The sequence below is a fragment of the Bradyrhizobium sp. CCGUVB4N genome, from assembly GCF_024199945.1.
Lineage (GTDB): Bacteria > Pseudomonadota > Alphaproteobacteria > Rhizobiales > Xanthobacteraceae > Bradyrhizobium.
Map to the genome: position 1 here is coordinate 7,353,244 of NZ_JANADP010000001.1, position 24,187 is coordinate 7,377,430.

The window sequence follows — 24,187 nt, forward strand, 5'->3', positions numbered from 1 at the left end:
TTATCCTTCAAAACCGTCGTAGGCGCCGGGACGTTCGAGGATCGAATAGCCCTGTCGCAGATGTTGCAGCGCGACCTGCACCGAGCGAACGAACATCAGCACGAAGCCGAGGAGGACGGCGTAATAGACGTAGTCCTTGGGCAGATTGATCGTGGTCATGGATTCGTCGCCGATGATCTGGATGTAGACCCAGACCAGCTTGATGGCGTAACCGAAGAAGGCGATCCGGATCAGGTCGATCGCCGTCGACAGCGCGCGCGCGACGACGTGCGGCAGATAGCGGTAGATCAGGTCGACCTGGATGTGCCGCGACAGCCGCACGCACATCGAGGCACCGATGAAGACGACGCCGATCAGGCAGTAGGTCGCGATCTCCTCGGTCCAGGCGTAGCTGTCGTTGAGGACATAGCGGGTGAAGAACTGCAGGAAGACGGCGAGCGCCATCACCCAGAAGATCACCAGCGCCACCCAATCCTCGAAAGCGTAGACGCCGAGATCGACCTTCGGCGTCGCCTCCTCCTCGAAGGTATGGGCGATCTCGTCCCCGGTGATCTGCCGGTGCACTTCGGCGGTCGACATGTGGTTACTCCCCAAAACTAATTCACGTCGTTCCGGGATGGTGCGCAAGCACCAGACCCGGAACCTCGAGATCCCGGGTTCGGTCCTGCGGACCGCCCCGGGATGACGACTACGTCGTCACTTGACCGCCTGGATCCGTTCCCAATCGGCCTTGCGATAACCGAAGGTCTCGAACGGAACGTTCTTCAGCACGATGTCGCGGAACTCGTTCTTGTCGACTTCGGTCACGGTCAGGCCCTTTTCCTTGAAGAAGGCGACGAGCTTGGCCTCGTTCTGCTTGATCTCCTCGGTCGCTTTCGCGGCCGCTTCCTGCGCCACGTCGGTGAAGATCTTCTTGTCCTCGTCCGAGAGCTTCTTCCAGAGCGCGCCCGCCACCACCGTGTTGAGGTGGTCGACGATGTGGCCGGTGAGCACGATGTGCTTCTGCACCTCGTAGAACTTCTTGGCTTCGATCGTGGTCAGCGGGTTTTCCTGCGCCTCGACGGTGCCGTTCTGGAGCGCGAGATAGACCTCGGCGAAAGCGATCGGCGCGGTGTTGGCGCCGCAGGCGCGCGGCATGGCGAGATAGGCCGGCACGTCGGGCACGCGCATCTTCAGACCTTTCAGGTCCGCGCAGGTCTTGATCGGCTTGTTCGACGAAGTCTGGCGCACGCCGTAATAGGTCACCGCGATGATGTGGTGACCGCTCTTGTCCTCGTACCCCTTGGCGAGCTCCTTGAAGATGTCGCTCTTGGTATAGGCGAGCAGATGATCGGCATCGCGGAAGGTGTAGGGATAATAGGTCACGCCGATCGGCGGGAAGCTCTTGGCCGCGAAGCTCGAGCCGGAGATGATGATATCGACCGAGCCGAGCGAGAGGCCCTGGTTGATGTCGGCTTCCTTGCCAAGCTGGGACGCCGGATAGACGTCGATCTGGTAGCGCCCGTTGGTGCGCTTGCCGATCTCCTGCGCGGCCCAGACCGAAGCCGTGTGGAACGGCTCCGAGGTCTCGTAGACATGGGCCCATTTCAGCTTGGTCTGCGCCAGGCTGACCTGGGTCGTCGCAAACATTGCCGCGGCCGAGACCGCCAGCACCATCGTGATTTTCTTCAACACTGATTTTCCTCCACTCACTCAAGTCTGCTTCTTGTTCACTCACCTCGAAACCGATGCGAGCCGCCCAATCTCATCGCCGCCGCGCGCTGCCGCTTTTGACCTGCTTCTTCGACGGTCGTGTTGGCTTCGCCGGCTGAGCGTCGGATCGCGCGGTCCGCTTCCGCATCGTCGGCGCTGCCGCGGCGGTTTCGGCGCCGAAATTCTGCGCAAAGCGCTCCTGCGAATGCGCGAGGTGATCGCGCATGGCGTCGCGGGCCGCCTTTGGCTGGCGCGCCGCGATGGCATCGCGCACGGCCCGGTGCTCGCTAAGCGCCGTGCGCCAGGTGCCGGGGTTCTCGAAATAATGCGCAAGCTGCGCGAAATAGGGGTTGAGGCGCTGGTCGAACAGCTCGCCGACCACGCGCACCAGAACGGCATTGCCGAGGCATCCGGCGATCGCGATATGGAAAGCGCGGTCATGGACCATCGAGGCTTCGCCGGGATGCGCGACGTTCTCCATCGCCACCAGGGCGGCATCGATGCGCCCGAGATCGTCCTTGGTCGCGACGCGCGCGGCCTGCTCGGCGATGGCGCTTTCGAGGAATTCGCGGGCGCGCAACAGCTCGAACGGACCTTCAATGACGGCGGCCGCCAACGCCGGCGCCGCGTCCGCGGGCTCGCTCACATAAATGCCTGAACCGACACGGATGCGGACGCGACCCTCGACTTCGAGCGCGATCAGGGCTTCGCGCACCGTCGGGCGCGAGATCCTGAGCTGCTCCGCGAGCTCGCGCTCGGTCGGCAAGCGGCTGCCGACCGCGTACTCGCCGCTGTCGATCAGGCTTCGCAATTGATCGGCGACCTGGCGGTAAAGCCGTCTCGCCTCCACAGCTTCCAGCGGCACGCTGGCCTCCCCGAAAGGGTCGCGCCGGTGGATCCGGCGACCCGCCAATTTTGGAGAATTGGCCTTACCAATTGACCGGAGCATTGACCCAGGACGGCCGCCATGTCAAGCAGCGGCCAAATACAGGGAGAGACGACCATGCGGCTTGGCAGCTCCAATCTCGATCGGCTGGCACCTCGCATCCGCCGCCCGGCCTATGATCGCGCGCGTGTTACGCCCGGTATCGTGCATCTTGGTTTGGGCGCGTTTCATCGCGCCCATCAGGCCGTCGTCATCGACGATTGCCTTGCTACCGGCGCCACCTCGTGGGGCATTGTCGGCGCGAGCCTGCGCAGCCCTGAAACCCGCGACGCGCTCGCCCCGCAGGATCATCTCTACACAGTTGCCGTGCGCGCCACTGAGGGCACCGAGCATCGCGTCATCGGCGCGCTGCTGGACAGCGTCGTCGCGCGCGAGAAACCGGCTGCGCTGGTCGCGCGGATGGCCGATCCCGCCATCCGCATCGTCTCGCTCACGGTCACCGAGAAGGGCTATTGCCACACGCCGCAGACCGGCGATCTCGATGAGCGGCATCCCGACGTCGTGCACGATCTCAACAATTTCGACGCGCCGCGCTCGGCGCCCGGCTTCATCGTGGCTGCACTGGCGCGCCGGCGGGCGCAGGGACTTTCGCCCTTCACGGTGCTGTGCTGCGACAACCTCGCCGCCAACGGCCACACCGTGCAGCGGATCGTGACGCAATTCGCGGCACTTCGGTCGAAAGACCTCGGCAAATGGATCGCGGATAACGCCACATTCCCCTGCACCATGGTCGATCGGATCGTGCCGGAAACGACCGATGCCGACCGTGATGCCGTCGCAGCCGCACTCGGGATGCGTGATGCCTGGCCAGTGATGACCGAGCCGTTCACGCAATGGGTGGTCGAGGATCGCTTTTCCGCCGGCAGGCCCGATCTGGCTGCCGCCGGCGTCGAGCTCGTCGCCGACGTCAAGCCGTTCGAGCTGATGAAGCTGCGGCTGCTCAACGCCAGCCATTCGGCGCTCGCCTATCTCGGCTATCTCGCCGGTTACGAGACCATCGCCGAGACCATGCAGGATCCGCATTTCGCGCGCCTCGCCGCGCAGGTGATGGAAGAGGCGGCGCTGACGCTGACGATGCCTGCGGGCACCGATCTCGCCGCCTATCGTGCGTCCCTGCTCAAGCGCTTCGCCAATCCGGCGCTGCATCACCGCACCTGGCAGATCGCAATGGACGGCTCGCAGAAGCTGCCGCAGCGCCTGCTCGGCGCGATGCAGGATCGCCTGGCCAAAAACCTGCCGATCGCGACGCACGCGCTCGCGGTCGCCGGCTGGATGCGCTACGTCACCGCACGCGACGAGCAGGGCCGCGCCATCGACGTGCGCGATCCCCTCGCCGCCGAGCTCGCGGGCCTGGCGCGCGAGGCCGGTCCCGTCGCGGAGCGGCTGGCGCCGGCATTGCTCGGCGTCACAAAGGTGTTCGGGCCGCTCAGCGCCGAGCCGCGCCTGCGCGAGGCCGTGACCGCGGCACTCGGCCGCCTCTACAAGGACGGTGCGCGACGCACGGTGGAGACGCTCATTTCGGCGTGACCATAAAGTGGGCAATCATGCTGCACTGCGTTCAAAGTCGGACTCAAGTCGCGCTTGATTTTTGCCTGCCATTGGCTCACCCGAGAGGCATGGCAAAGGACAGCAAGGTCATCGCCGCGAACGCGGCTTTCTACGCCGCCTTTTCGACGGGCGATTTTGACGAAATGAAGCGGATGTGGGCGGATGACGACGCCATTTCCTGCATTCATCCCGGCTGGCCCGCAATCGTCGGCCACGCCACCGTGATCGGAAGCTGGCGCGACATCCTGCAAAATCCGGAACGGCCGCAGATCGTCTGCGCCGAGCCGCAGGCGATCGTCGACGGCGACAGTGCGCGCGTGCTCTGCATCGAGATCGTCGACGGCACCGCGCTCGCCGCCGCCAACCATTTTCGGCGCGTCGGCGACGGCTGGCGCCTGGTGCATCACCAGTCGAGCCCGATCGCGCAGATTGTCGAGCAGGCTGAGGACGATAGAGCAAGTCACCGGGTGCACTGACCGCGACAGCGTCCTACTGTGCATGGGGTTGTTTTGCGGTTTTTGGTTCGACGGCGAGTTCCGACAGATCGTCCAGCACCACCTGCGCCGCGCTGAAATCATCATCCCGGAAAAACAGGCTGCGGGTGATGAGCACGGGAATGTCGGCCCGCGAGGCCGCGATCAGCCCGTTACTGGAATCCTCGATCGCGACGCAGTCGGATGGCGCCAGCTTCAATCGCACCAGCACGTCGAGATAGACGTCCGGCGCAGGCTTCTTGTGCCTGACATCATCACCGGCAACGATCGCATCGAAATCCGCGGCCCAGCGCGGCCCCAGCGCGCGCGACAGCAGCGCATCGATGTTGCCGTGCGAGGTCGTGGTCGCGATCGCGAGCCGCTGGCCGCGCGCCTTGGCCGCTGTGAGCAGCTCCGTCACACCGGGCCGCAGGGGGCAGCAGCCGGTCTCGACCAGCTCGGCATAATGAGCGGTCTTGATACGGTGAAGTTCGGCGATATCCGCATCCGACAAGGGCGGCGCGATCCACTGCCGGGCATGGAAGGCGCGGATGCGCTCCTTGCCGCCGGTCACCCGCAACAGATCCTTGTAGGCGGCCCGGTCCCAATGCCAGTCGAGCCCGTGACGGGCAAAGGCGTGGTTGAAGGCCCGCCGGTGCAGCTCCTCCGTCTCGGCCAGGGTCCCGTCGACGTCGAAGATCAGAGCGGCCGCGTTCCGGATCAGCTCCGCCGCGCCGGATGGCACTATGGTGGCCGCTTCCGCCTGCATGGTCGACGCCTCCTGTGACGGGCGACCATCGCCCGAGGCGGCGGGCGAGTAAAATCGCAATATCTTTTGCCGGACCCAAAAATCTCTTATGAGCGGAGCTGCGCGCCTCGCGCAAACGGGAACTCACGGGAGACGCATGCGGCTCTTCATCCTCGGCCTCGGCTACAGCGCCCGGCATTTCGTCCGCACATTCGGCGGCAGCTTCTCGCATGTCGCAGGCACGGTCCGCGACCCCGCCGCGCGGGTCGACCTTGCGGGGATCGAGGTGCATGGCTTTTCCGGCAGCCGCCCGGCCGACGCGACGGTCGACCGTATCAGCGATGCCGATGTCCTCCTGATCTCGATCCCGCCGGGCAGCACCGGCGATCCCGCGCTGGCGGCGCTCGGTGACGTGCTCGCAGCGCGCCGCCGCAAGGTGGTCTATCTCTCCACCGTCGGCGTCTATGGCGATCACGCCGGCGGATGGGTGGACGAGAGCACACCGCCTCAGTCGAGCCTCGACCGCGCGCGGATGCGGGTCGCGGCGGAGCAGGCCTGGACCGACACGGCACACGGCGACGTCGCGATCCTGCGGCTCGCCGGCATCTACGGTCCCGGCCGCAACGCGCTGGTGACGCTGCGCAACGGCACGGCGCGCCGTATCATCAAGCCCGGCCAGGTCTTCAACCGCATTCATGTCGACGATATCGCCAGCGCCATCATGGCTGCGATCGACCACAACGGCAGCGGCACCTGGAACGTCTGCGACGACGAGCCCGCACCGCCCCAGGACGTGATCGCCTACGCCGCGCAACTGATGGGCGTTGCGCCGCCCGCGGAAGAGGCGTTCGCGACCGCCGAGATGTCGGCAATGGCGCGCAGCTTCTATGCCAGCAGCGCCCGCGTCTCCAACACGCGGCTGAAGCACGAGCTCGGCGTCCGGCTTGCCTATCCGACCTATCGGCACGGCCTCGATGCGCTGTGGCGAACGGGCGACGGACGATAAGGTTTTGGCGCGTCCCAGACATGCCCTACCCGCGCTTGACTTCGCGTCTGCGCGGTCATGATCTAGGCGTGGAGCGAGCCACCGCATAACGAGCTCGCCGCCTGGGAGGATTTCATGAACAAGACGATCGCCATGATCGCGGCGGCTGCCGTCATCACGTTCGGAGCAGCGCGCGCCGCGCCGCTGCCCGAGGCCAATCCCGACGATGTCGGCTTCTCGAAGCAGGGCCTCGCACGGCTCGACGATTTCTTCGCCCGCGAGATCGCCGCCAAGCGTGTGCCCGGCGCCGTCGTCGCCATCGCGCGGGACGGCAAGCTCGTGCACTACAAGGCCTATGGCATGCTCGATCCGGACAAGGGCACGCCGATGCCGATCGATGCGATGTTCGCGCTGGCCTCGATGACCAAGCCGATGGCCGCGGTCGCCGGCCTGACGCTGCTGGAGCAAGGCAAGCTGCCGCTCCAGGCAAAACTGTCCGATTACTATCCCGCCTTTGCCGACATGAAGGTCGGCGTTCAGCAAGCCGACGGCTCGGTGAAGCTCGAACCGCAGGCATCGCCGATCTACATTCACGACCTGTACCGCCACACGTCCGGCCTGATGTATGGCGGCCGTCCGGACTCCTCCAGCGCGCTCGCGCGGCAATACCCTGAAGGCACTGCACCGGCGATCGAAGGCGACACGCAGGCCTTCATCGATCGCATCACGAAACTGCCGCTGGTGCATCAGCCCTCGACCGAGTTCGAATACGGCTTCTCGATCGACGTGCTTGGCGCCGTTGTCGAGAAGGTGAGCGAGCAGCACCTTGGTGATTATCTCGCCGCCAATGTCTGGCAGCCGCTCGGCATGAAGGACGCGACCTTCCATCCGACCGACGCACAGCGCCCCCGTCTCGCGCGCCCCTTTGCCAACGATCCGATCACGGGGAAGCCGCAGGCCATCAAGCTTCTGGATACCCCGACCAAATTCGATTGCGGCGGCGCCTGCTCGTTCGCGACGGTCGGCGACTACATCCGCTTCGGTCAGATGCTTCTCAATGGCGGCGAGCTCGACGGACAGCGCATCCTCTCGCCCAAGACCGTACATCACATGACGAGCAACCATCTCGGCCCCGAGATCAAGAACAACGTGGCTAATGTCGAGCCGCATCGTGCCGGTTTCGGCTTTGGCCTCGCGGTCGCGGTTCGGACCAGCGAAGGACTGTCTTCAGTCCCCGGCAATCCCGGCGAGTTCACCTGGAACGGCGCCTACGGAACGCAGTTCTTCTGCGATCCCAAGGAACGGCTTGTCGTGGTGGTGGGGACGGCGGCACCCGGTGAGCTGCGCAAGTATTATCGGGAGCAGGTGCAGGACATCGTCTATGGCGCGATGACGAAGTGAGGCCGGTCCGCGCGCAAGTAAAAAAGGGCGGTCGCTCGGACCGCCCTTTTGGATTCTGGCGTCAGCTCAGGACGCCATACTTCTTGAACCAGGCCTGCGCCTGCTTCCAGGCATCCTCCGCCGCGTCCTTGCGGTAGCTGCCGCGATAGTCGGCATGGAAGCCGTGTGGCGCTTCCGGATAGATCTTGAAGTCGTCCGTCTTCTTGTTCTCCGCGAGCGCCGCCTTGAGCTGCTCGACCTGCGCCACGGGGATGCCGGTGTCGGCGCCGCCATAGAGGCCAAGCACCGGCGCCTTCATCTCGGGCGCGAGCTGCAGCGGGCTCTTCGGCCACAGCGGATTGGGCGCATCGACCGGCGGACCGTAGAAGGCAACGCCGGCCTTGAGCGTGCCGCTATGGGCGGCATATTCCCAGACCGTACGACCACCGCGGCAGAAGCCGATGATGCCGAGCTTCGCGGTGTCGCCGCCCTGCGATCCCGCCCATGCCACCGTCGCGTCGAGATCGGACAGCAGCTCGGCGTCCGGCTTGGCGTTGACGACCGGCAGCAAGTCCTTGATGTCGGTGATCTTGGTGAGATCGGTGCCCTTGCGGAAATAATAGTCGGGCGCGACCGCGAATGCGCCGAGCTTGGCGAGGCGCCGCGTCACGTCCTTGATGTATTCGTGCAGGCCAAAAATCTCCATCGCGACGATGATCACCGGCGCCTTGGTGTTGCCGGCGGGACGGGCGAAGTAAGCAGGCATCTCCTCGGAACCGACCTTGATCTTGGCATCGCCAGCCTGGAGGCCGGTGGTGTCGGTCGTGATCACCTCGGCGCGGACGGGACCGGCCGCAAGCGTGTAGCCGGCAGCAACGGCCGCGGTGGCGCTCATGAAGCCGCGGCGCGACACCGGGGCGACTTTCGTCAGCCCCACGACGTCGGCTGTCATGGTGGTTTCTATGCTCATCGGTCTTTCCTTCCTGATGCCTAGCCCTGATCTTCAGGCGACGCATTCGCCAATAAATGCCTGCGAAACGCAAATCACCAGCCTGAGAGCGCCGGGCCTTCAGATCCGGCGATCGCGCTGCTTCACCGGTGCGGTCTCCGGCATCAGGCTCATCGCGACAAGTCCGACGATCGCCGCAAGCAGCAGATACCAGGCCGGCGCCAGCGGATCGCCGGTGACATGGAGCAGCCAGGTCACCACGAGCTGCGCCGTGCCGCCAAAGCTTGCGATCGCGACTGCGTAGACGGTGGCGAACACGCCGCCGCGGATGTTCTGGGGCAGCGCCTCGGTAAAGGTCGCATAGAACGCAGTGAAGGGCAGCGAGCCGATGACGGAGAGCAGACCGAAGCCGACCAGCAGCGACAGCGTGCCGGGCGCATGGACGATCCACAGGAAGACCGGATAGGTCAGCAGCAGCGTTGCGAGCTGCGGCCAGATCATGACGGGCTTGCGGCCGAGGCGGTCGGCGAGCCAGCCGCCGACCAGCGCGCCGGCAAACTGAATGGCGTTGCTGACCAGCGACACGCCAAACGCCAAGGTCGACGAAACATGCAGCGTGTTCTGCGCATAGGTCGTCATGTATTGCGTGACATAGGTCGAGATCGTGCCGCTGGCCAGAACCATCAGCGCCAGCGCGATCAGGCCGGTGTGGCGGCGGGCCTGCGAGAAATGGCCCGCGCTCTCCTTCGCGACGGCTCCGGCTTCCGCCTGCGGAATCGTTTCCGGCAAGGTTCGGCGCATCCAGACGCCGAACGGCAGGCAGATTGCGCCGATCAGGAACGCGACCCGCCAGCCATACGCGTCCAGCATCTCCGGCGCCATCGTCTTGCTGAGAATGACGCCGACAAGCGCGCCGGCGGTCGCGGCGATCTCCTGGCTCGCCGGCTGCCACGCCACCACCAGCGCCCGATGCTCGGGCGGCGCGATCTCGATGAGATAGGCGGTGGTGGGCCCGACCTCGCCGCCGAGCGCAAAGCCCTGCGCCATGCGGGCCGCGATCACGATGATCGGCGCTGCAATGCCGATCGTATTGTAGGACGGCGTGAACGTGATGGTGAGGATCGCCGCCCCCATCAGTGCGAAACTCAGCAGCATGGCCGGCCGCCGGCCGATCCGGTCGGAATAAGTACCGAGCACGATGCCGCCGATCGGCCGCGTCACGAAGCCGGCGCCGAAGGTCGCAAGCGACAACATCAGACTGCCGTATTCGCTTCCGGTCGGGAAGAAGGTGTGGCCGATCTGGATCGCGAAGAAGCTGTAGGTGATGAAGTCGTAGAACTCGAGCATGTTGCCGACGGTGGCGGCGAGTGCTGCGCGTTTGACGTTGAACGGCTTGTTTCCTGACGGCACTCTCGAATTCCCGGTGATTGTGTGCCCGATTTAACCGCGTGACCGCATTGCGTCGCAACATCCATTAACCGAAAAAGGGGGTTCTCCCCCAGGCCGCGGCGCCATCACGCGTTGCAGGCTGTGTGCGGCTTCGCGCAATTCGAAACGTTTCGCCGCAACATTCGGCTCGATCGTGGCCGCAACGACACATCATGTTGCCCGGGCACAGCACACGGTCCGATATTTGAACGCAAGCACGCGTCATTTGACTGAAATTTTCAGATCAGTTGAGCCGTCATATTTACTCGAACTTTCTTCGTGACGCTCTAGTTCCACTCCCGAATGTTCCATCTCCAGAACGGAGAAGCGTCTTCCAAGCGCGGCAATTGTTTCCGCTTCGAGCGACGCTCGACAGCTTCATTCCGACCCGCAGCGATTGCGCACCCAACTGCTCAATTGAATAAAGCTTTATCCGATCTGGCATCGATATGAATTTGGCTCGTGAAGCGATTGAATTACTTGGACAGGTCGCGCGAATCCTGTGGTTCGAAGGCACCAAGCACGGCATGCGCGATCGCGAGTGGATGGCGCTGCGCTTTCTCTCCCGTGCCAACCGGTTCTCGAGGACGCCTTCGGCACTGGCAAGCTATGTCGGCACCACGCGCGGCACCGCCTCCTTCATCATCGGCGAGCTCGAACGGCTCGGCTATGTGGAGCGGAAGCGCTCCACCAAGGACAAGCGCTCGGTGACGCTGAGCGTGACGCAGCAGGGCAAGAAGTTTCTGGCGCGCGATCCCGTCAATGGCCTCGTCGAGGCGATCGCGATCCTCGATGACGACGGCAAGCTCCGCTTTCGCGACACCTTGCGACACGTGCTCGATCAGGCGGATGCCGCCGAACAGCGGCACCACACCGACGTCTGCAAGCGATGCATCTTCCTCCGGGAGGATCGCACAGCTTCCGAGAACAAGACGACGGTCGAATTCACCTGCCGGCTGTTTCGCGCGCCGATCGCCGAAGCCGAGATCGACCTGCTATGCACCAGCTTCGAGCATCATCGCCAATAGAGCTGTCCGCAGCTCATTTGCGCGCCGAATAGACGACGCCGCCGCTGGTTTCCACCACTAGACGGCCGCTCTCGTTCCTGATCTCCTCGATGCGACCGAGATTCGGGACCTGCTGGCCGAGCACGGCCTCTATGACACCGCTCGGCCCCTGCAGGATCGCAATGCCTTCATAAGCCTGGCGAACCGACCAGCCCTTGACCACCTTTCGCGGCGCCGAGCTGCGTTCGGCCGGAGACACCGAGCCCGTGGTCTCGGGTGCTGCAAGCGAGGCCATCATCGGCGCCGCCGGCGACGGCTGCGCGGCAACGGGAGTCGGCGGCTGGACCTGGGCCTGCGCAAGCCTGTCGAGCTTGGCGGTCGAGGACGAGCTCACGCGCTCGATGCGATCCAGATTCTCGGCGAACCGGCCGAAACGATCGCTGGTCGACTTGCTTGACTGATCGACCGCGGTCCGCAGGCCGTCCAGATTCTCGGACACGCCGGCCAATTGCTTGCGCAGCTGCGTGACCGTATCGCGCAGATTCCTGATCTCCGCACTGGCCGCGGCACTGGTCTGGCTCGGCTGCGTGGTGAGATAGGCAATGACGCCGGTGCAGGCGCAGACCACCAGGATCGCGGCAACCGCCAATGTCGCAAGCGGCGCGACCCATGTTGGACGTGGCGGCGGCGGTTTGGCCACGATCACCGCTGGCTTGATCGCCACAGGCGCAGGCTTTGGTATCGCCATCTTATCAAGGCGCGCCTTGGCGCGAATGCGCTTCAATCCCTCGAGCGCGGCCTTGGCGGCAACTTCGTCGCTCGCTGCCGATACAGGCTTCACGCTTGGTGCGGGCTTGGCCGCACGCGGCGCATTATTGGTCTTCGTGTCGCGCGCTTCCGGAGCCGGCCTCGCCGCTGCGGTCAAATCCGCAGTTTCGGCGGGACGCGTTTTTCCATCGGACAACATTTGAAAATGCTCCGTTCGTTTTCGATCTGTTGAACGAAGCTAGTTGGCGAAGCTTGCCTGAAACGTGCGCGTCAAAAAATCTATTCGTCACAAACAATGCGACATCGAATGAGTCCAACGCGTCATGCACGAGGCGAAAGTGCGACTCGAAAGACACACACTCGCCAAGATTTCGCCAAGCTGGAGTCTCGCCGCCATACATGAGTCGAATTGTCGCAGCCGGGTGCGCGGCCAGGAGAGTCAATCCGGGGTTGAAAACCCTTCCCTGCGATAGCCCGACAGCACTACCCAAAATAGCTGTATTTGTACGGGCATATGGAACTTTATAACCGTCACGGTGCAAAAGTAGTTTGGATTTCAAATCAACTGATGATCTTTGACATACAAAGAAACAACCAGAAACAAACCAACAGCATCAAGCACACGTAGCAAACGCTTTGTTCCGCACGCTTGATCGGAAATCGGCAATTGTTACGGTCCTACTCAAGTGATTCTCGCCAGTTGGCGAGGAGATCGACCAAGTTCAGTAGCGTTCGGACGTAATCAGCAACGTAGCGCAACTATTCTAGGTCGCTGTCTCACCGCTCCGCGGGGTGATCCGTAAGACACCCGCCGAGCCTCACGCAGTAAGCGTTCAGTATTGAGTCGAAGTAGCAGGCCTGCTCACGCAGGCACTGAATGCGTAGGGCTGCCCGCGAACATCGAAACATAACAACGGTTCGCGGGAGGGAATATCGTCAAACAGCATGGCGTCGAGCCGGGGCATCACAACAACTCCCGGCCGCTGCAAGTGCGAAACAGGGGCGACTGACTAATGTATATAATCGTTGATGATCGCGAGAGCGTCACGAACAGCTACGTAGGAGGGCTCGTTCGCGAGGGCGTATCGTCGATCGGGTTCTCCTCCGGAGAATTCTGGGACTGGCTGCAATCCGCGAACGAATCGGACCTGGCAGCGGTCGATGCCTTCCTTCTGGGGGACTGCGATGCCCGCGGAAGTCTGCCACGGGCGATGCGCAAGCGGTCCACGGCTCCGATCATCGCCATGAGTGGCCAGAAGATGCTCAAGAACACGCTGGAGCTGTTTGAATCCGGCGTGGACGACGTGGTTCATGTGCCGATTCACCTGCGTGAGATCCTCGCCCGAACGGCCGCGATCGCCCGCCGCCGGGTGGGCGAGCTGCCAAGGCCCTGCGAGACCCGGATCCAGGTCTTCTTCAACGGACGTGACCCCGAAATCGCGGGCCATGCCCTCACACTGCCCCGCCGCGAGCTGCGCATTCTCGAGTATATGGTCAGCAATCACGGCAAGTGGATCACCAAGACGCAGATCTTCAACGCAGTCTACGGCATCTTCGAATCCACGTTCGACGAGAGCGTGATCGAAAGCCACGTCAGCAAGCTGCGCAAGAAGCTGCGTGATCGGCTCGGTTTCGACGCAATCGTGGCACGGCGCTACGTCGGATACCGGCTCAACATCCCCGCCAACGAGGCCATCGACGAGCCGATGCAGGAGCTCGACGAGGTCGGTATCCTCCTGAACCGGGCACATGCCGCCCCGGCGGCGTACCCGGCCGGCAACTGACGCGCCAAAGCGCGATGAGATCGGGTGAGATCCTCATCGCGCTTTGGATTTGAACATGCCCCGGAAAGCCGCCGCACACCTTTCCGGGTCATGTACTTTCAAGCCACGGCTCGCAAACAACAACCGGCCTCTGCGGGGACATCCGCAGAGGCCGGCTTGCTTCAGCAGCAGAAACGTCGTTGCACCCGTGCGGCCTCGCGGCCCGGCGCGTTACGGCTTCTGCTGGAATTCTTCCTTGGAGACGTAGTTGAAGTCCTCGACCAGCACGTCCTGGACGATGTCGGCCTGCATCCGCTCGTTGACGCGCTGCTTGATCCCAGCGGTCAGGACGGAGAGGTCATAGCGGGCGAGCTTCCTGAAATCGAGCTTGTCGTCAGCGTAGATCCTGCGGAAGGCCTCGTCCACGACGAACGGCTCGGGCGGAACGGTGAGCTGGTGCATGGTTCGCGCCTCCACCGTGTAGACAAAGTGCGCGACGATGTAGCCCTGCACGGCGCCGCTCTCGACCATGGGGATGCTCAGCGCGCGGGTCTTCTGGTATTGCAGCCCGTCCAGATATTCGTCCTTCGCGGGCAGCAGGGTGCCGTTTTCCTTCCAATAGGCCACGCCGTAGCTCGTGCCCGCGGTGAGGATGCATACCCAGAGCCCGGCCAGCACCAGCTTGATCATTTTCCGTCCCGCGCTGCGCGACCGGTGTAGGTGCCGTCAGACTCGGCATCCTTGATCGCCCTGACGATGATGGTCGCAACCTCACGCACGGCGTCGTAATGCATTTCGAGGAGCGAACGGTTGCGCTCGAGCTTCTCGCGCAGCCGCCGGATCTCCTCGGTGATCTCGCTTTCGCCGCCGAGATGCATCCGCGCCCGCATCAGGCGGACGAATTCCAGCATGCTCCGGCTCTTGCGCATGCTGAAATCGTCGAAATCGACCTTCTGTCCGGTCGCGAGCGCGACGGTTTCTTCCTCGACGATGGTCTCGAGCCGGCGGATCGCTGACAGCAGGCCGCTGACCTCCTCGGCCCGCGTCGCCTCCAATCTTGCCGCCTCGGCTTCGTCGAACGGCATCTCGCCGCCGACATTCGGCAGCAGCACGGGCAACAGAGCATCGCCCGGCGCGGCCCCGGTCATCATCTCGGAGTCCAAGACCTGCTGTTCGACGACCGGCTGCTCTATCACCGGAAGTGTCGCGCCCTGTTCCACCTGCATAGCAAATTCACCCTTCAACTTTGGTCACCCGTGTCCCAGATCCATCAGCCCGACTTGCCCGTCACATCCGGACCAGGCGGGTGTGCGGACGCGAGCTGCTTGGCAATTCCGATTCCCTTGCCCTTCGCGAGCTGGGCGCCCAGCTGCTCGGCCAGCATCGATTTCCAGACGCCGCCGGCGGTGCCCTTGCCGAACACTTCCTCCGACTCCTTCGGCAGCATCGTCTCGACAAAGGTCTGGAGGATGAACGCCTCGAACTTGCGATAGACCTCATCCGGGCCGGGCTTCTTGATCACCTGCACCGGCGGCCCGTTCACCACTCCGGACTGCGCCTCCGCCACATTCGCGGCGGATTGATCGGCCGCTGCCGCGGCGACCTTGGTGGCCTCGGACTCCATCGTCGCGGCAAAATCGGCGCCCGACGATTTCAGCGCGTCGAGCTTCGCGGTCGCCGCGCGCTGCGTCACCGGATCGGCGGCGTCGAGGACGTCGAGAACGAGGTCGGATGTCGGCGTCACGATCATGTCTTGTTCCGGCTGGCTGGCCGTGGCGCCAAATCGCGCACGGCGGCATGTGTCTCGGTCATGTCCTCGAGCGAGCGCTTCTCGGCGTCGCGCAGCTTTTCGGCCAGCGCCACCTTGGCGACCTCCTCGAGCTGTTTGACGCGCCGGTTTTCCGAGCGGACCTTGGCGAGCTGCATCGCGGCCCGCTCTTGCACGGCGCGCGCGCCGACGGTCGTCCTGTTGAGGCGCCTCGCGAGCGACTCGCTCGACGATCCGGCCGGCGGTTTTCCCCCGTTCAGGGTCCCGACCAGCCAAACCTGCTCATCCTGCATGGTCTGCTCCTGCTGCCGCAGTTGCGCGAGCTGCCATTCGGACAGACGGAGCTGAAGCTTCACCAGCGAGACGATCCGACCGAGCTTGTCCGCGCGCGAATTCATGGCCCGTCATCCCGCCAGCCACGATGACATGCCGAGCATGAATTGCGTCAATAACTCGTCACTGGTGAGATAGAGCAGCAGTAGACCGCCGACCAGGACGAACGGCACCGAGACGAAATAGACCGCAATCGACGGCGTCAGCTTGTTGATGAGGCCGATCGAAAAATTGACGATGACGGAATAGACGATGAAGGGGCTGGTGATCCGCAGCGTCAGCACGAACGCGTCCGTGAGGCGGCTCGTGAGCTGATTCAGCGCCATCTCGCCGCTCAGTCTCTCACCGGGATGCCAGACGTCGTAGGAGTTCATCAACCCACGCACGACTTGCCAATGCTGGTCGGTGAGGAAGAACAGCGTGGTGACCGCGGCCATGATCAGCGGCACCGAGGCCGGCGTCGGATCGTTGTCGCCGAGCGGCACGCCCGGGATGTTGCTGAGCCCGATCGAGCTCGCCATAACGGTGGACATGGTCTGGAGCGCGAGGAAGAACACGCGCCCGCCGAGGCCGATGACGCTGCCGACCAATATTTCGGTGCCGATCAGCAGCGCGAGCGTCAGCGGCGACGCATCGTCCACCAGCGGCTTCAGCATCGAGACCAGGATCGGTGACAGCGCAAACGTCGTGACGAGCGCGACGAACAGGCGGATCTGCGGCGGCACGTTCGTGCTGGAATAACCGGGCACCAGCATCAGGCAGGAGCCGATACGGCAGAATACGATAAACGTCGCGAGCACGTTGTCGGCGAGGCCGCTGATCACGAGATGGCTCCGAGCGCCCGGATCTCGGCGCTGCGAGCGACCTCGACATGCGACAGGATCGGCAATGTCGGGAACACCCGTTCCAGGATCATGCGGACATAGGGGCGGGCTTCCGGCGTCACCGCCAGCACCACGCTGGTGCCGTCCTCGGTGAATTTCCGGATCGCGGCACTGGCTTCGGTCGCGAACTGTTCGATCAGGCGCGGGTCGGCGTCGAACTCGACGACGTCGCCCTTGCCGTCGCGCTTCAGGCTCTGGTGGAAGGCGAGATCCCAGCGGTTGCCGAGGCGAAGGACGTTGAGCACGCCATTGTCGGAGAGATCACCGCAGATCTGCTGAGCCAGGCGCATGCGCACGTGCTCGGCCACCTGCTCGGAACGCCGCACATGCGGCGCGATCTCGGCGACCGCCTCGAGGATCAGGTGAAGATTCCGGATCGACACTCGCTCGCCCAGCAGGATCTTCAGGATCGCCAGCAGGCCCGAATAGGAGATCTGCGACGGACAGAGATCGTCGACCAGGCGCTTGTACTCGGGCTCGAGCCGGTCAAGCAGCCCGCGCATGTCCTTGTAGGACAGCAGCTGGGAGAGGTTCGCCCTGAGCACCTCGCTCAGATGCGTGAGCAGCACCGACAGATTGTCGACCGGCTTGCAGCCCTGCCGCCTGACTTCATCGGTGAAGGCTTCGGTCACCCACAGCGCCTTCATGCCGAACGCGGGCTCGATTACCTCGTCGCCGGGCACGTCGGGCTTGCCGTCCTTGTCCACCAGCACCATCACCTCGCCGATCCTGAGCTCGCCATGGGCGACGCGGGTATCGTGGATCCGGATCTGGTAACCCTTGGGATCGATCGACAGATTGTCCGACAGCTTGATCTCGGGAATGACGAAGCCGTACTGCTTGGCGAACTTCTTGCGGATCTTGCTGACGCGGTGCGCGAGCTCGTTGCGCGAGCCGAGCAAATGGACCGACAGATGGCTGCCGAGCGACAGCTCGATTTCGGCGGTCTTGAGCGATTCCTTGACGGATTCCTTGGCATCGTTCTGCGCGCGCTCTTCCGCCTTGCGCGCCGCCTCCTTCTGCTGCGCAGCCGCCTGCCGCTTCGGCAGCGAGTAGCCGACGAAGGCCATGACGCCGCCCAGGAGCACGAACGGCGCCATCGGCAGGCCGGGCATCAAGGCGAGCACGAACATCATCAACGACGCCGCCGACACCGCGCGCGGGTAGCCGCCGAGCTGCCGCAGCACGGCCTGCTCCGCCGAACCCCTGGTGCCGCCCTTGGAGACCAGCAGGCCCGCCGAAAGCGATACGATCAGTGCCGGCATCTGCGTGACCAGACCGTCGCCGACGGAGAGTTTTGTGTAGACGTCGGCAGCACGCGACAGCGTCAGGCCGTGATGGGTGACGCCGATGATGATGCCGCCGAAGATGTTGATCGCGGTGATGATCAGGCCGGCGATAGCATCGCCGCGGACGAATTTCGAAGCACCGTCCATCGCGCCGAAGAAGGAGCTTTCCTCTTCGAGCTCGCGGCGCCGGCGCTGCGCTTCCTTGTCGTCGATCAGACCCGCCGACAGGTCCGCGTCGATCGCCATCTGCTTGCCCGGGATGGCGTCCAGGGTAAAGCGGGCGCCGACTTCGGCGATACGCGTCGCGCCCTTGGTGATCACGACGAAGTTCACCGTGACCAGGATCGCGAAGATGATCAGGCCGATGACGAAGTCGCCGCCCATGACGAATTTCGAGAAGCCGGCGACGACATGGCCGGCAGCCTGTTCGCCCTCCCCGCCGCGGGACAGGATCAGGCGGGTCGTCGCCACGTTGAGCGCCAGCCGCAGGATCGTCGCGATCAGCAGGACCGTCGGGAAGGCGGAGAAGTCGAGCGGCCGCTGGATCCACAATGCGACCATCAGGATCAGCGCCGCGAGCGCGATCGAGAACGCCAGGCCGAGGTCGATCAGAAGCGGAGGGATCGGCAGGAACAGGATCGTGAGCATGGCCACGATACCGCCCGCGAAGAAGGCATCCGCGCCGACGCGTCGCGGGTTGGGCAGGCTAGCAGCTAAAGTATCGGCCATGGGTCACCGGCAGCAGGGTCCGCCTGCATTTTGCCCCGCAAAGCTTACGCGAGGGTGGTGGCCGGAGCTCTTCGCGGATCAGAAGCCGTGCTCGATCCGCGAATAGACCATCTCGGTGAAGGTGGAGATATGGGCGCCGATGAAGGAGCCGGAGACCGCCACGACCACGAGGATGACGACGATCTTCGGAACGAAGGTCAGCGTCGCCTCCTGGACCTGGGTCAGGGCCTGGATCAGCGCGATAACGATTCCGACCAGCATCCCGGCGCCGACCGCGGGTCCGCAGGCAACGAGGATGGTCCAGATCGCCGCCTGGACGATGTCGAGGGCGTCCCGCTCGTTCATGGCTAGCTGATCGTCAGGCCGGGGCCGACCGCGACCTTGGTGCCGTCCTCGAGGGTCGCGACCGAGCCGTTGCTGTTGATCGAGATCGACGCAACCTTGCCGGTGAAGGTCGCCCCGGTCGAGTCGGTGAAGCTGACGTTCTTCCCGATCAGTCCGTCCGCCTGCGACAGCGCCTGCGAGGACAGCAGCGAATCCAGCTTCGTATTGGTCTGCATCGCCTGCTCGACCGACGACAGCTGAGCGAACTGGCTCATATATTGCGACGTATCCATCGGATTGGTCGGATCCTGGTTCTTCATCTCGGCGATGAGGAGCTGCAGGAAGGTGTTATAGTCGACGGTGTTGTTCGACGTGGACGTGGTGGACGACGTCGAGCTCGTCGAATTGGTGCTGGTGGTATCGGTTGCGCTGGAAACGTTCATTTGCCTCTCCGCTGTTGTCAGGCAGCCTCGAATGGGGCTTCAGTGTTGGCGCCGGCCAGGATCGCCTGCTCCAGGGGAAACAGCGCCCGGATCCGCTTGAGCGCTTCGAAGTAGCGGGTTCCGCCGACCATCTCGTCGATCGCGGCGAGCCCGTCCAGCATCTCGCGGTTCTCGCACACGGCGAGCAGGGCGGCGTGGTGCTGCGCGTAGAGCGAGGCGGCTGCAGCGATATCCGTCGGATTCATCAGCATGAGCTGGACGATGAAATAGAGCTGGCGCATCGCCGTGGTGGCGTCGGAGGCCTGCATGACCTGCCCTTCCAGCAGGAACATCACGTCGTTGACGAGCTCGAGCGAGACCTTGCGGTCCACGCGCAGCACCGCGCCGTTGATGTAGACCCGTTCGCCCGCCCGCAAGGAAATCTTCATTAAAGCGCGTCTCGGATCATGCGGTTGATTTCGACGAGCTGCATCACGTCGCTCGAACGTTCTTCGCGAAGGCGATCGGCCTCCTTGACGACCCACAGGCCGATCGAGATGATGTCCGCGCGCAGCTGCTCGGGCAGTCCGTTCTCCGGATGCGCGAGATCCTCGATGAAGATGGTCCACAGCCGCCGGACGTAGAGCAGGCTCTGGACCTGATCCTCCCTGCTGTGATGCTCCCTCTGGAGCCGCTCCAGCCGGTCGATGCCGAGGCTGAGCGCCTGTCGCTCGCGCCCCCGCGCCTCGTAGCCGCTGTCTTCAACGACCGTTTCGTAGGCTTCAAAAGTCATCCGGACAACTCTGCGCAGAAAATTGCAAGAAACTAAAAGCGAACGCGACGACGCGCGGCTCAGAGATAGTTGATGAGGCTGATCTTCTGGAGCTGCGAGGTCAGCGCGAGCGCCGTCTGGATCTGGGTCTGCAGCGCATTGACGCGCACCGATGCCTCCGTCGGATCGACCTGCTCCATGCCGACGATCTGATTGTTCAGAATGTCCTTCTGGGTCTTGAGCTTGTCGGTCGCGGTGGTGAGCCGCTGCTGCACCGTGCCGACGCTGCCGCCGAGCGCAGCGAGGTCGGTGATGGCGCTGCCGACGAGGCCGATGGCCTTGTCAACCACGACCTGGAACGTCGACTGGTCGAGGTTTGCATTTCCGAGATCGGCCATCATCGTGTAGGCCTCGGCGAGCTTGCGGAAACCGGTCTGGTTGGCGCTGACCGACGTATCGGCAATCTCGGTGGTGGAGATGCGGCTCTGCATGACCTGGTCGGTGGCCGACGACCAGTTGGTGTTCCAGGCCGGGCTCGCGAACTCGGCGTCGAAGGGACCGTTGAGGAAGCTCTGCATTTGAGCCGGGGTAATCGTGCTCACGCTGGCCGAGGATTGCGGGAAACCGAAGGCCGCAAGGAAATCGCTATCGACCTGGTTCTTGCTGGCCGAGCCGGCGGCATAAGCCGTGACCGGCTGATTCTGCGTGTTGATGCCGGAGAACAGATACGAGCCGTTATAGGAGATGTTCAGCGCGCCGATCAGATCCTGGAGGTTGGAGGACGCAGGCGGCAGGATGATCCGCCCGCCGCCGTCGGTGCTGCGGGCCGCGATCAGGTCCTTGAGGAAGTCCGTTGCGGTCGTGCTGAGCTGGGTGATGCGGTCCTGTGTCACGTCCAGGCGTCCCGCGACCAGCCCGTTGGTATCGACGAGCTGGTCGGCGAAGCTCATGTCCGCACGCAAGGTGACGTCGCCTCCCGTCGTGGCACCGAGTTCCAGGCCGACATCGGCGAAGCGGCCGGTGGTCGCCTCCGTCGACGCCTTGCTCAGCGCGGCCTGGTTGCTCGTGATCGAATACCTCAACGACGAGGACAACATCAGGGTCGAAATGTAGTTGGCGCTCATCATGACTAATTCCCCACGGCGGCTAGCAAGGCTTGCAACATTTGGTCGACGGTCGAGATGATCTTCGACGACGCCGAATAGGTGCGTTCGACCTGGAGCATCAACGACATCTCGTCGTCCATGTTGACGCCATTGACGTTCGACAGCGCCGTCGTGCTGCGGTCGAGCAGCGTGCTCTGGTACTGGGAGTTGTCATTGGCGGTCTTGCGCTGATTTTCGATCCAGCTCGTCGACGACGCCGCATAGTCGATCAGGCTGCCGTTCGGCTTGCCCTGCGTGGTCGCATCGAACGGCTGCGACGCATCCATGTTGGTGATGAGCTGCTGAAGCCGGGTCGAATAGCCGCCGCTGCCGGCGGTGTTGTATTGATAGGCGACGTTGCCGCTGATCGCACCGTCGCGCAGCAGATTCGGGTTGCCGCCCTGGGCCGGATCGACCGATGCGGCAACCGAGATCGTACCGGCAAGGCCCACCGAGACGGTGGCGCTTGCAGGCATCGCCGGCGAGCCAGGATAGGTGAAGAGGCCGGGAACGTCGGGCAGCGACGCGCCCGACTGGTCGCTTTCCTTGAAAGTATTGATCAGGCCACGGGCGACTTCGTCGAGCTGGCTCTGATAGGTGACCGTGTCGGTGTCGCGCAATTGGGCGAGACCGGCGAGCTTGCCGGACTTGATCGGCATCACCGAATTGGGACCGGTCACGGGCACGCCATCGATAAAGACCGCATTTCCGCTGATGTTCGCCGAATAGGACGTGGTCGGGGCGAAGCTCACCGCCCGCGCCGTCTTGTCGAACAGCACCACGCCGCTGTCGGTGTAGAGCGCGGCATCGCCGTTGGTGCGGATCGACATCGTGACGCCGACCTCCTGGGACAGCTTCGAGACGATGCTGTCGCGCTGGTCGAGATAATCGGTCACGTCGTCGCCGGCGATCGTCCCCTTGACGATTGCCGTATTGACGGTCTGGAACTGGGAGAGCAGCTGGTTGATGTTCTGGACCGAAATGTTCATGTCGGCATCCGCGCCCTCGCGGACCGACTGCACGGTCTGGGTTGCCTGGTTGAGCGCGGTCGCCATGTCCTTCGCGGACGTCACGGCGGCCTGGGCCAGCGTGGTGTTGTCCGGAGCGTTGGCATATTGCTGAAGCGCCTGCTTCAGCGCATTGAGCTGCGCCGTCGGCGACTGGTCGAGCTGCGGATCGTCCACCGTGGCAGACGCGATCTTCTGGAGACCGTCATAGATCGCGCTCTGCGTGGCCGCCGCGGAGGTCGCGGTCAGCACGTTGCTGTACAGACCCGAACTGGCGGCGCGCTGGATCGCCGCCACGTAGACGCCGGCGCCGGGAAGATTGTCCAGCACCGTGATCTTGCGCGAATAGCCGGTCGAACTGGCGCCGGCGATGTTGCGCGAGACGGTCGACGACTGGATGCCCGACGCCATGAGCGAATTGCGGGCGGAGTCGAGGGCTGACGTAAGGGACATGGCGTGCTCTTGAACGTTCTCTTGCCCGGGAAGGGCGCTGAAGAATTCAGCGCTTCAGGTTGACGACGACGTCGAGCAGATCAGCGCCGGTCTGGAACGACTTCGAGTTGGCGGTGAAGCCGCGCTGCGCCTCGATCATCGAGGTCAGTTCGTCCGCGAGATCGACGTTGGAATCTTCCAGCGCACCGGACTGGATGGTTCCGAGACCGCCCTGGCCGGCGAGGCCGACCTGCACGTTTCCGGAGTCCAGGTTCGGCGAATAGACGTTGCCGACCTCGGGCGTCAGATGGTCGGGGCTCGGCACGGTGGCGAGCGCGATCTGAAAGCTCGGCAGCTCGGTGCCGTTCTTGAGCACTGCGGTGACCACGCCCTTGCTGTCGATATTGACTTTGTCGACGGCGGACGGCGCGTTGCCGTCGACGGTCGCCTTGAAGTCGAAGCTCGACGCGACCTGGGTCATGGCCGAGAGGTCCATCGTGAAGGGATAAGTCGAGGCGCCGCTGGTAACGGTATATGAAAGCGTCTTCGGGCTCGCTGCAGCCAGAGCTCCCTTGCCGGTCGCCGTCGTGTCAAAGGTGAACGTGGTGGACCCCGTCGGAGCAAGCAGCGTCGATCCATTATAGGTCTGGATATCCCATGTGTTCGCGCCGGTATTCTTCATGTAGACGTCGAGCGTCACGGGATTGCCGATATTGTCATAGGTCACCATCGACGTCTTCGAGGTGTAGTTGGTGGGGCTCGCCGGTCCTGCACCGCTCGTCGCACTCGGATCCAGATTGGCCGCGACGGTTGCCTTGGTCGAAGCCGAAGCCTGCAGCGCCATCTGGTTGACGTTGACGACCTGCAGGCCACCGAAGCCGTTGGCGGCGACGTTGGGCGCAGCACCATTCTGGATGTTGTAGCCCATCAGCTGGAAGCCGGCCGTGTTGACCAGGTTGCCCGAGCTGTCGGGCACGAACGAGCCGGCGCGCGTCAGGAAGTTGTTGCCGTTGGTGTCCTGCACGACGAAGAAGCCGTTGCCCTGGACCGCGAGGTCCGTCGTCGAGGTCGTGAACTGGAGGTTGCCGGGATCGGTGATGGCGTAGCGAACCGTGGTCTCGACTGCGCCGGAGTCGTAGTTGCCGGAGCCGCTCTTCAGGATCAGCGAGGAGAATTCCGTCGATGCCCGCTTGTAGCCGACCGTGTTGACGTTCGCGATGTTGTCCGAGACCGTCGACAGCTTGTTGGACTGCGCGTTCATACCGGAAACGCCGGTGCGCATAACACCATACAGGCTCATGTAGTGGGCTCCTTTGACAGATTGTCGTTACAATGGGTGATCTTGCTTGCGCGGGGCTGATGATTGGCGGCGATGCACAACTTCATGCGATGCAT

The 24,187-nt window shown here is 63.8% G+C and carries 26 protein-coding genes; 6 read left to right on the top strand and 20 right to left on the bottom strand.

What is annotated here, in order from left to right:
* The 3 genes from NLM31_RS34095 to NLM31_RS34105 form a co-directional block, all read right to left on the bottom strand.
* Nucleotides 1-579, bottom strand: a complete 579-nt coding sequence (locus NLM31_RS34095; RefSeq protein ID WP_254133652.1) for a TRAP transporter small permease — start codon at nucleotides 577-579, stop codon at nucleotides 1-3.
* A gap of 117 nt (nucleotides 580-696) precedes the next feature.
* Entirely contained in the window at nucleotides 697-1,656 is a 960-nt protein-coding gene (locus NLM31_RS34100; protein WP_254196317.1) for a sialic acid TRAP transporter substrate-binding protein SiaP, read from the bottom strand.
* An 88-nt stretch (nucleotides 1,657-1,744) separates the two neighbouring features.
* On the bottom strand, nucleotides 1,745-2,557 hold the full coding sequence (locus NLM31_RS34105; RefSeq protein WP_254195110.1) for a FadR/GntR family transcriptional regulator: 813 nt from the start codon (nucleotides 2,555-2,557) through the stop codon (nucleotides 1,745-1,747).
* A 138-nt stretch (nucleotides 2,558-2,695) separates the two neighbouring features.
* Between NLM31_RS34105 and NLM31_RS34110 the strand changes: the two genes are divergently transcribed.
* Together NLM31_RS34110 and NLM31_RS34115 are read left to right on the top strand one after the other, a co-directional pair.
* Complete coding sequence (locus tag NLM31_RS34110; protein WP_254195111.1) at nucleotides 2,696-4,165, top strand: mannitol dehydrogenase family protein; 1,470 nt, start codon at nucleotides 2,696-2,698, stop codon at nucleotides 4,163-4,165.
* Nucleotides 4,166-4,254: 89 nt separating this feature from the next.
* Entirely contained in the window at nucleotides 4,255-4,662 is a 408-nt protein-coding gene (locus NLM31_RS34115) for a nuclear transport factor 2 family protein (protein ID WP_148772927.1), read from the top strand.
* Between the two features lie 13 nt (nucleotides 4,663-4,675).
* On the opposite strand, the gene NLM31_RS34120 is transcribed toward NLM31_RS34115, so the two are convergent.
* On the bottom strand, nucleotides 4,676-5,428 hold the full coding sequence (locus tag NLM31_RS34120) for an HAD family hydrolase (RefSeq protein ID WP_254195112.1): 753 nt from the start codon (nucleotides 5,426-5,428) through the stop codon (nucleotides 4,676-4,678).
* Nucleotides 5,429-5,564: 136 nt separating this feature from the next.
* On the opposite strand from NLM31_RS34120, the gene NLM31_RS34125 reads away from it, so the two are divergent.
* Together NLM31_RS34125 and NLM31_RS34130 are read left to right on the top strand one after the other, a co-directional pair.
* The gene (locus NLM31_RS34125) at nucleotides 5,565-6,413 is read left to right on the top strand and encodes an SDR family oxidoreductase (protein ID WP_254133656.1); all 849 of its coding nucleotides are present in this window, start codon (nucleotides 5,565-5,567) and stop codon (nucleotides 6,411-6,413) included.
* A 114-nt stretch (nucleotides 6,414-6,527) separates the two neighbouring features.
* Complete coding sequence (locus NLM31_RS34130; RefSeq protein ID WP_254195113.1) at nucleotides 6,528-7,793, top strand: serine hydrolase; 1,266 nt, start codon at nucleotides 6,528-6,530, stop codon at nucleotides 7,791-7,793.
* Nucleotides 7,794-7,854: 61 nt separating this feature from the next.
* On the opposite strand, the gene NLM31_RS34135 is transcribed toward NLM31_RS34130, so the two are convergent.
* Complete coding sequence (locus NLM31_RS34135; protein WP_254133658.1) at nucleotides 7,855-8,742, bottom strand: dienelactone hydrolase family protein; 888 nt, start codon at nucleotides 8,740-8,742, stop codon at nucleotides 7,855-7,857.
* Nucleotides 8,743-8,841: 99 nt separating this feature from the next.
* Complete coding sequence (locus tag NLM31_RS34140) at nucleotides 8,842-10,068, bottom strand: MFS transporter (protein WP_254196318.1); 1,227 nt, start codon at nucleotides 10,066-10,068, stop codon at nucleotides 8,842-8,844.
* A 530-nt stretch (nucleotides 10,069-10,598) separates the two neighbouring features.
* Between NLM31_RS34140 and NLM31_RS34145 the strand changes: the two genes are divergently transcribed.
* Entirely contained in the window at nucleotides 10,599-11,177 is a 579-nt protein-coding gene (locus tag NLM31_RS34145) for a MarR family winged helix-turn-helix transcriptional regulator (RefSeq protein WP_254195114.1), read from the top strand.
* Between the two features lie 13 nt (nucleotides 11,178-11,190).
* Here the strand turns inward: NLM31_RS34145 and NLM31_RS34150 are convergent, their stop codons facing one another.
* Nucleotides 11,191-12,123: a hypothetical protein gene (locus NLM31_RS34150; RefSeq protein WP_254195115.1), complete on the bottom strand. Its 933-nt coding sequence runs from the start codon at nucleotides 12,121-12,123 to the stop codon at nucleotides 11,191-11,193.
* Nucleotides 12,124-12,937: 814 nt separating this feature from the next.
* On the opposite strand from NLM31_RS34150, the gene NLM31_RS34155 reads away from it, so the two are divergent.
* Nucleotides 12,938-13,708 carry a response regulator transcription factor gene (locus tag NLM31_RS34155; protein WP_187434668.1) on the top strand — a complete coding sequence of 257 codons (771 nt, stop codon included), beginning with the start codon at nucleotides 12,938-12,940 and terminating at the stop codon, nucleotides 13,706-13,708.
* Nucleotides 13,709-13,918: 210 nt separating this feature from the next.
* On the opposite strand, the gene NLM31_RS34160 is transcribed toward NLM31_RS34155, so the two are convergent.
* The 13 genes from NLM31_RS34160 to NLM31_RS34220 form a co-directional block, all read right to left on the bottom strand.
* Nucleotides 13,919-14,377: a hypothetical protein gene (locus NLM31_RS34160; RefSeq protein WP_254195116.1), complete on the bottom strand. Its 459-nt coding sequence runs from the start codon at nucleotides 14,375-14,377 to the stop codon at nucleotides 13,919-13,921.
* Nucleotides 14,374-14,913, bottom strand: a complete 540-nt coding sequence (locus NLM31_RS34165) for a flagellar biosynthesis protein FlgN (RefSeq protein ID WP_254195117.1) — start codon at nucleotides 14,911-14,913, stop codon at nucleotides 14,374-14,376. The genes NLM31_RS34160 and NLM31_RS34165 overlap by 4 nt, the downstream gene beginning before the upstream one ends.
* 44 nt (nucleotides 14,914-14,957) lie before the next feature.
* On the bottom strand, nucleotides 14,958-15,437 hold the full coding sequence (locus NLM31_RS34170) for a rod-binding protein (RefSeq protein WP_254195118.1): 480 nt from the start codon (nucleotides 15,435-15,437) through the stop codon (nucleotides 14,958-14,960).
* Complete coding sequence (locus NLM31_RS34175; RefSeq protein WP_254195119.1) at nucleotides 15,434-15,853, bottom strand: hypothetical protein; 420 nt, start codon at nucleotides 15,851-15,853, stop codon at nucleotides 15,434-15,436. Before NLM31_RS34175 ends, NLM31_RS34170 begins: the two co-directional genes overlap by 4 nt.
* A 6-nt stretch (nucleotides 15,854-15,859) precedes the next feature.
* Nucleotides 15,860-16,612, bottom strand: coding sequence for a flagellar biosynthesis protein FliR (fliR, locus tag NLM31_RS34180; protein WP_254133665.1), 753 nt, complete (start codon nucleotides 16,610-16,612; stop codon nucleotides 15,860-15,862).
* Nucleotides 16,609-18,690: a flagellar biosynthesis protein FlhA gene (gene flhA, locus NLM31_RS34185; protein ID WP_254195120.1), complete on the bottom strand. Its 2,082-nt coding sequence runs from the start codon at nucleotides 18,688-18,690 to the stop codon at nucleotides 16,609-16,611. Before flhA ends, fliR begins: the two co-directional genes overlap by 4 nt.
* Before the next feature lie 78 nt (nucleotides 18,691-18,768).
* Nucleotides 18,769-19,035, bottom strand: a complete 267-nt coding sequence (gene fliQ, locus NLM31_RS34190) for a flagellar biosynthesis protein FliQ (RefSeq protein WP_254133667.1) — start codon at nucleotides 19,033-19,035, stop codon at nucleotides 18,769-18,771.
* A 2-nt stretch (nucleotides 19,036-19,037) separates the two neighbouring features.
* Entirely contained in the window at nucleotides 19,038-19,457 is a 420-nt protein-coding gene (gene flgD / locus NLM31_RS34195) for a flagellar hook assembly protein FlgD (RefSeq protein WP_254195121.1), read from the bottom strand.
* Between the two features lie 17 nt (nucleotides 19,458-19,474).
* The gene (gene flbT, locus NLM31_RS34200; RefSeq protein WP_254195122.1) at nucleotides 19,475-19,885 is read right to left on the bottom strand and encodes a flagellar biosynthesis repressor FlbT; all 411 of its coding nucleotides are present in this window, start codon (nucleotides 19,883-19,885) and stop codon (nucleotides 19,475-19,477) included.
* On the bottom strand, nucleotides 19,885-20,229 hold the full coding sequence (gene flaF, locus NLM31_RS34205) for a flagellar biosynthesis regulator FlaF (protein ID WP_254133670.1): 345 nt from the start codon (nucleotides 20,227-20,229) through the stop codon (nucleotides 19,885-19,887). The genes flbT and flaF overlap by 1 nt, the downstream gene beginning before the upstream one ends.
* Before the next feature lie 59 nt (nucleotides 20,230-20,288).
* Nucleotides 20,289-21,335 (bottom strand): flagellar hook-associated family protein, encoded by a 1,047-nt coding sequence (locus tag NLM31_RS34210; RefSeq protein WP_254195123.1) that lies wholly within the window; start codon nucleotides 21,333-21,335, stop codon nucleotides 20,289-20,291.
* Nucleotides 21,336-21,337: 2 nt separating this feature from the next.
* Entirely contained in the window at nucleotides 21,338-22,813 is a 1,476-nt protein-coding gene (gene flgK / locus NLM31_RS34215) for a flagellar hook-associated protein FlgK (protein WP_254133672.1), read from the bottom strand.
* A 46-nt stretch (nucleotides 22,814-22,859) separates the two neighbouring features.
* Nucleotides 22,860-24,092, bottom strand: a complete 1,233-nt coding sequence (locus NLM31_RS34220; protein WP_254195124.1) for a flagellar hook protein FlgE — start codon at nucleotides 24,090-24,092, stop codon at nucleotides 22,860-22,862.
* Nucleotides 24,093-24,187 lie beyond the last annotated feature (95 nt).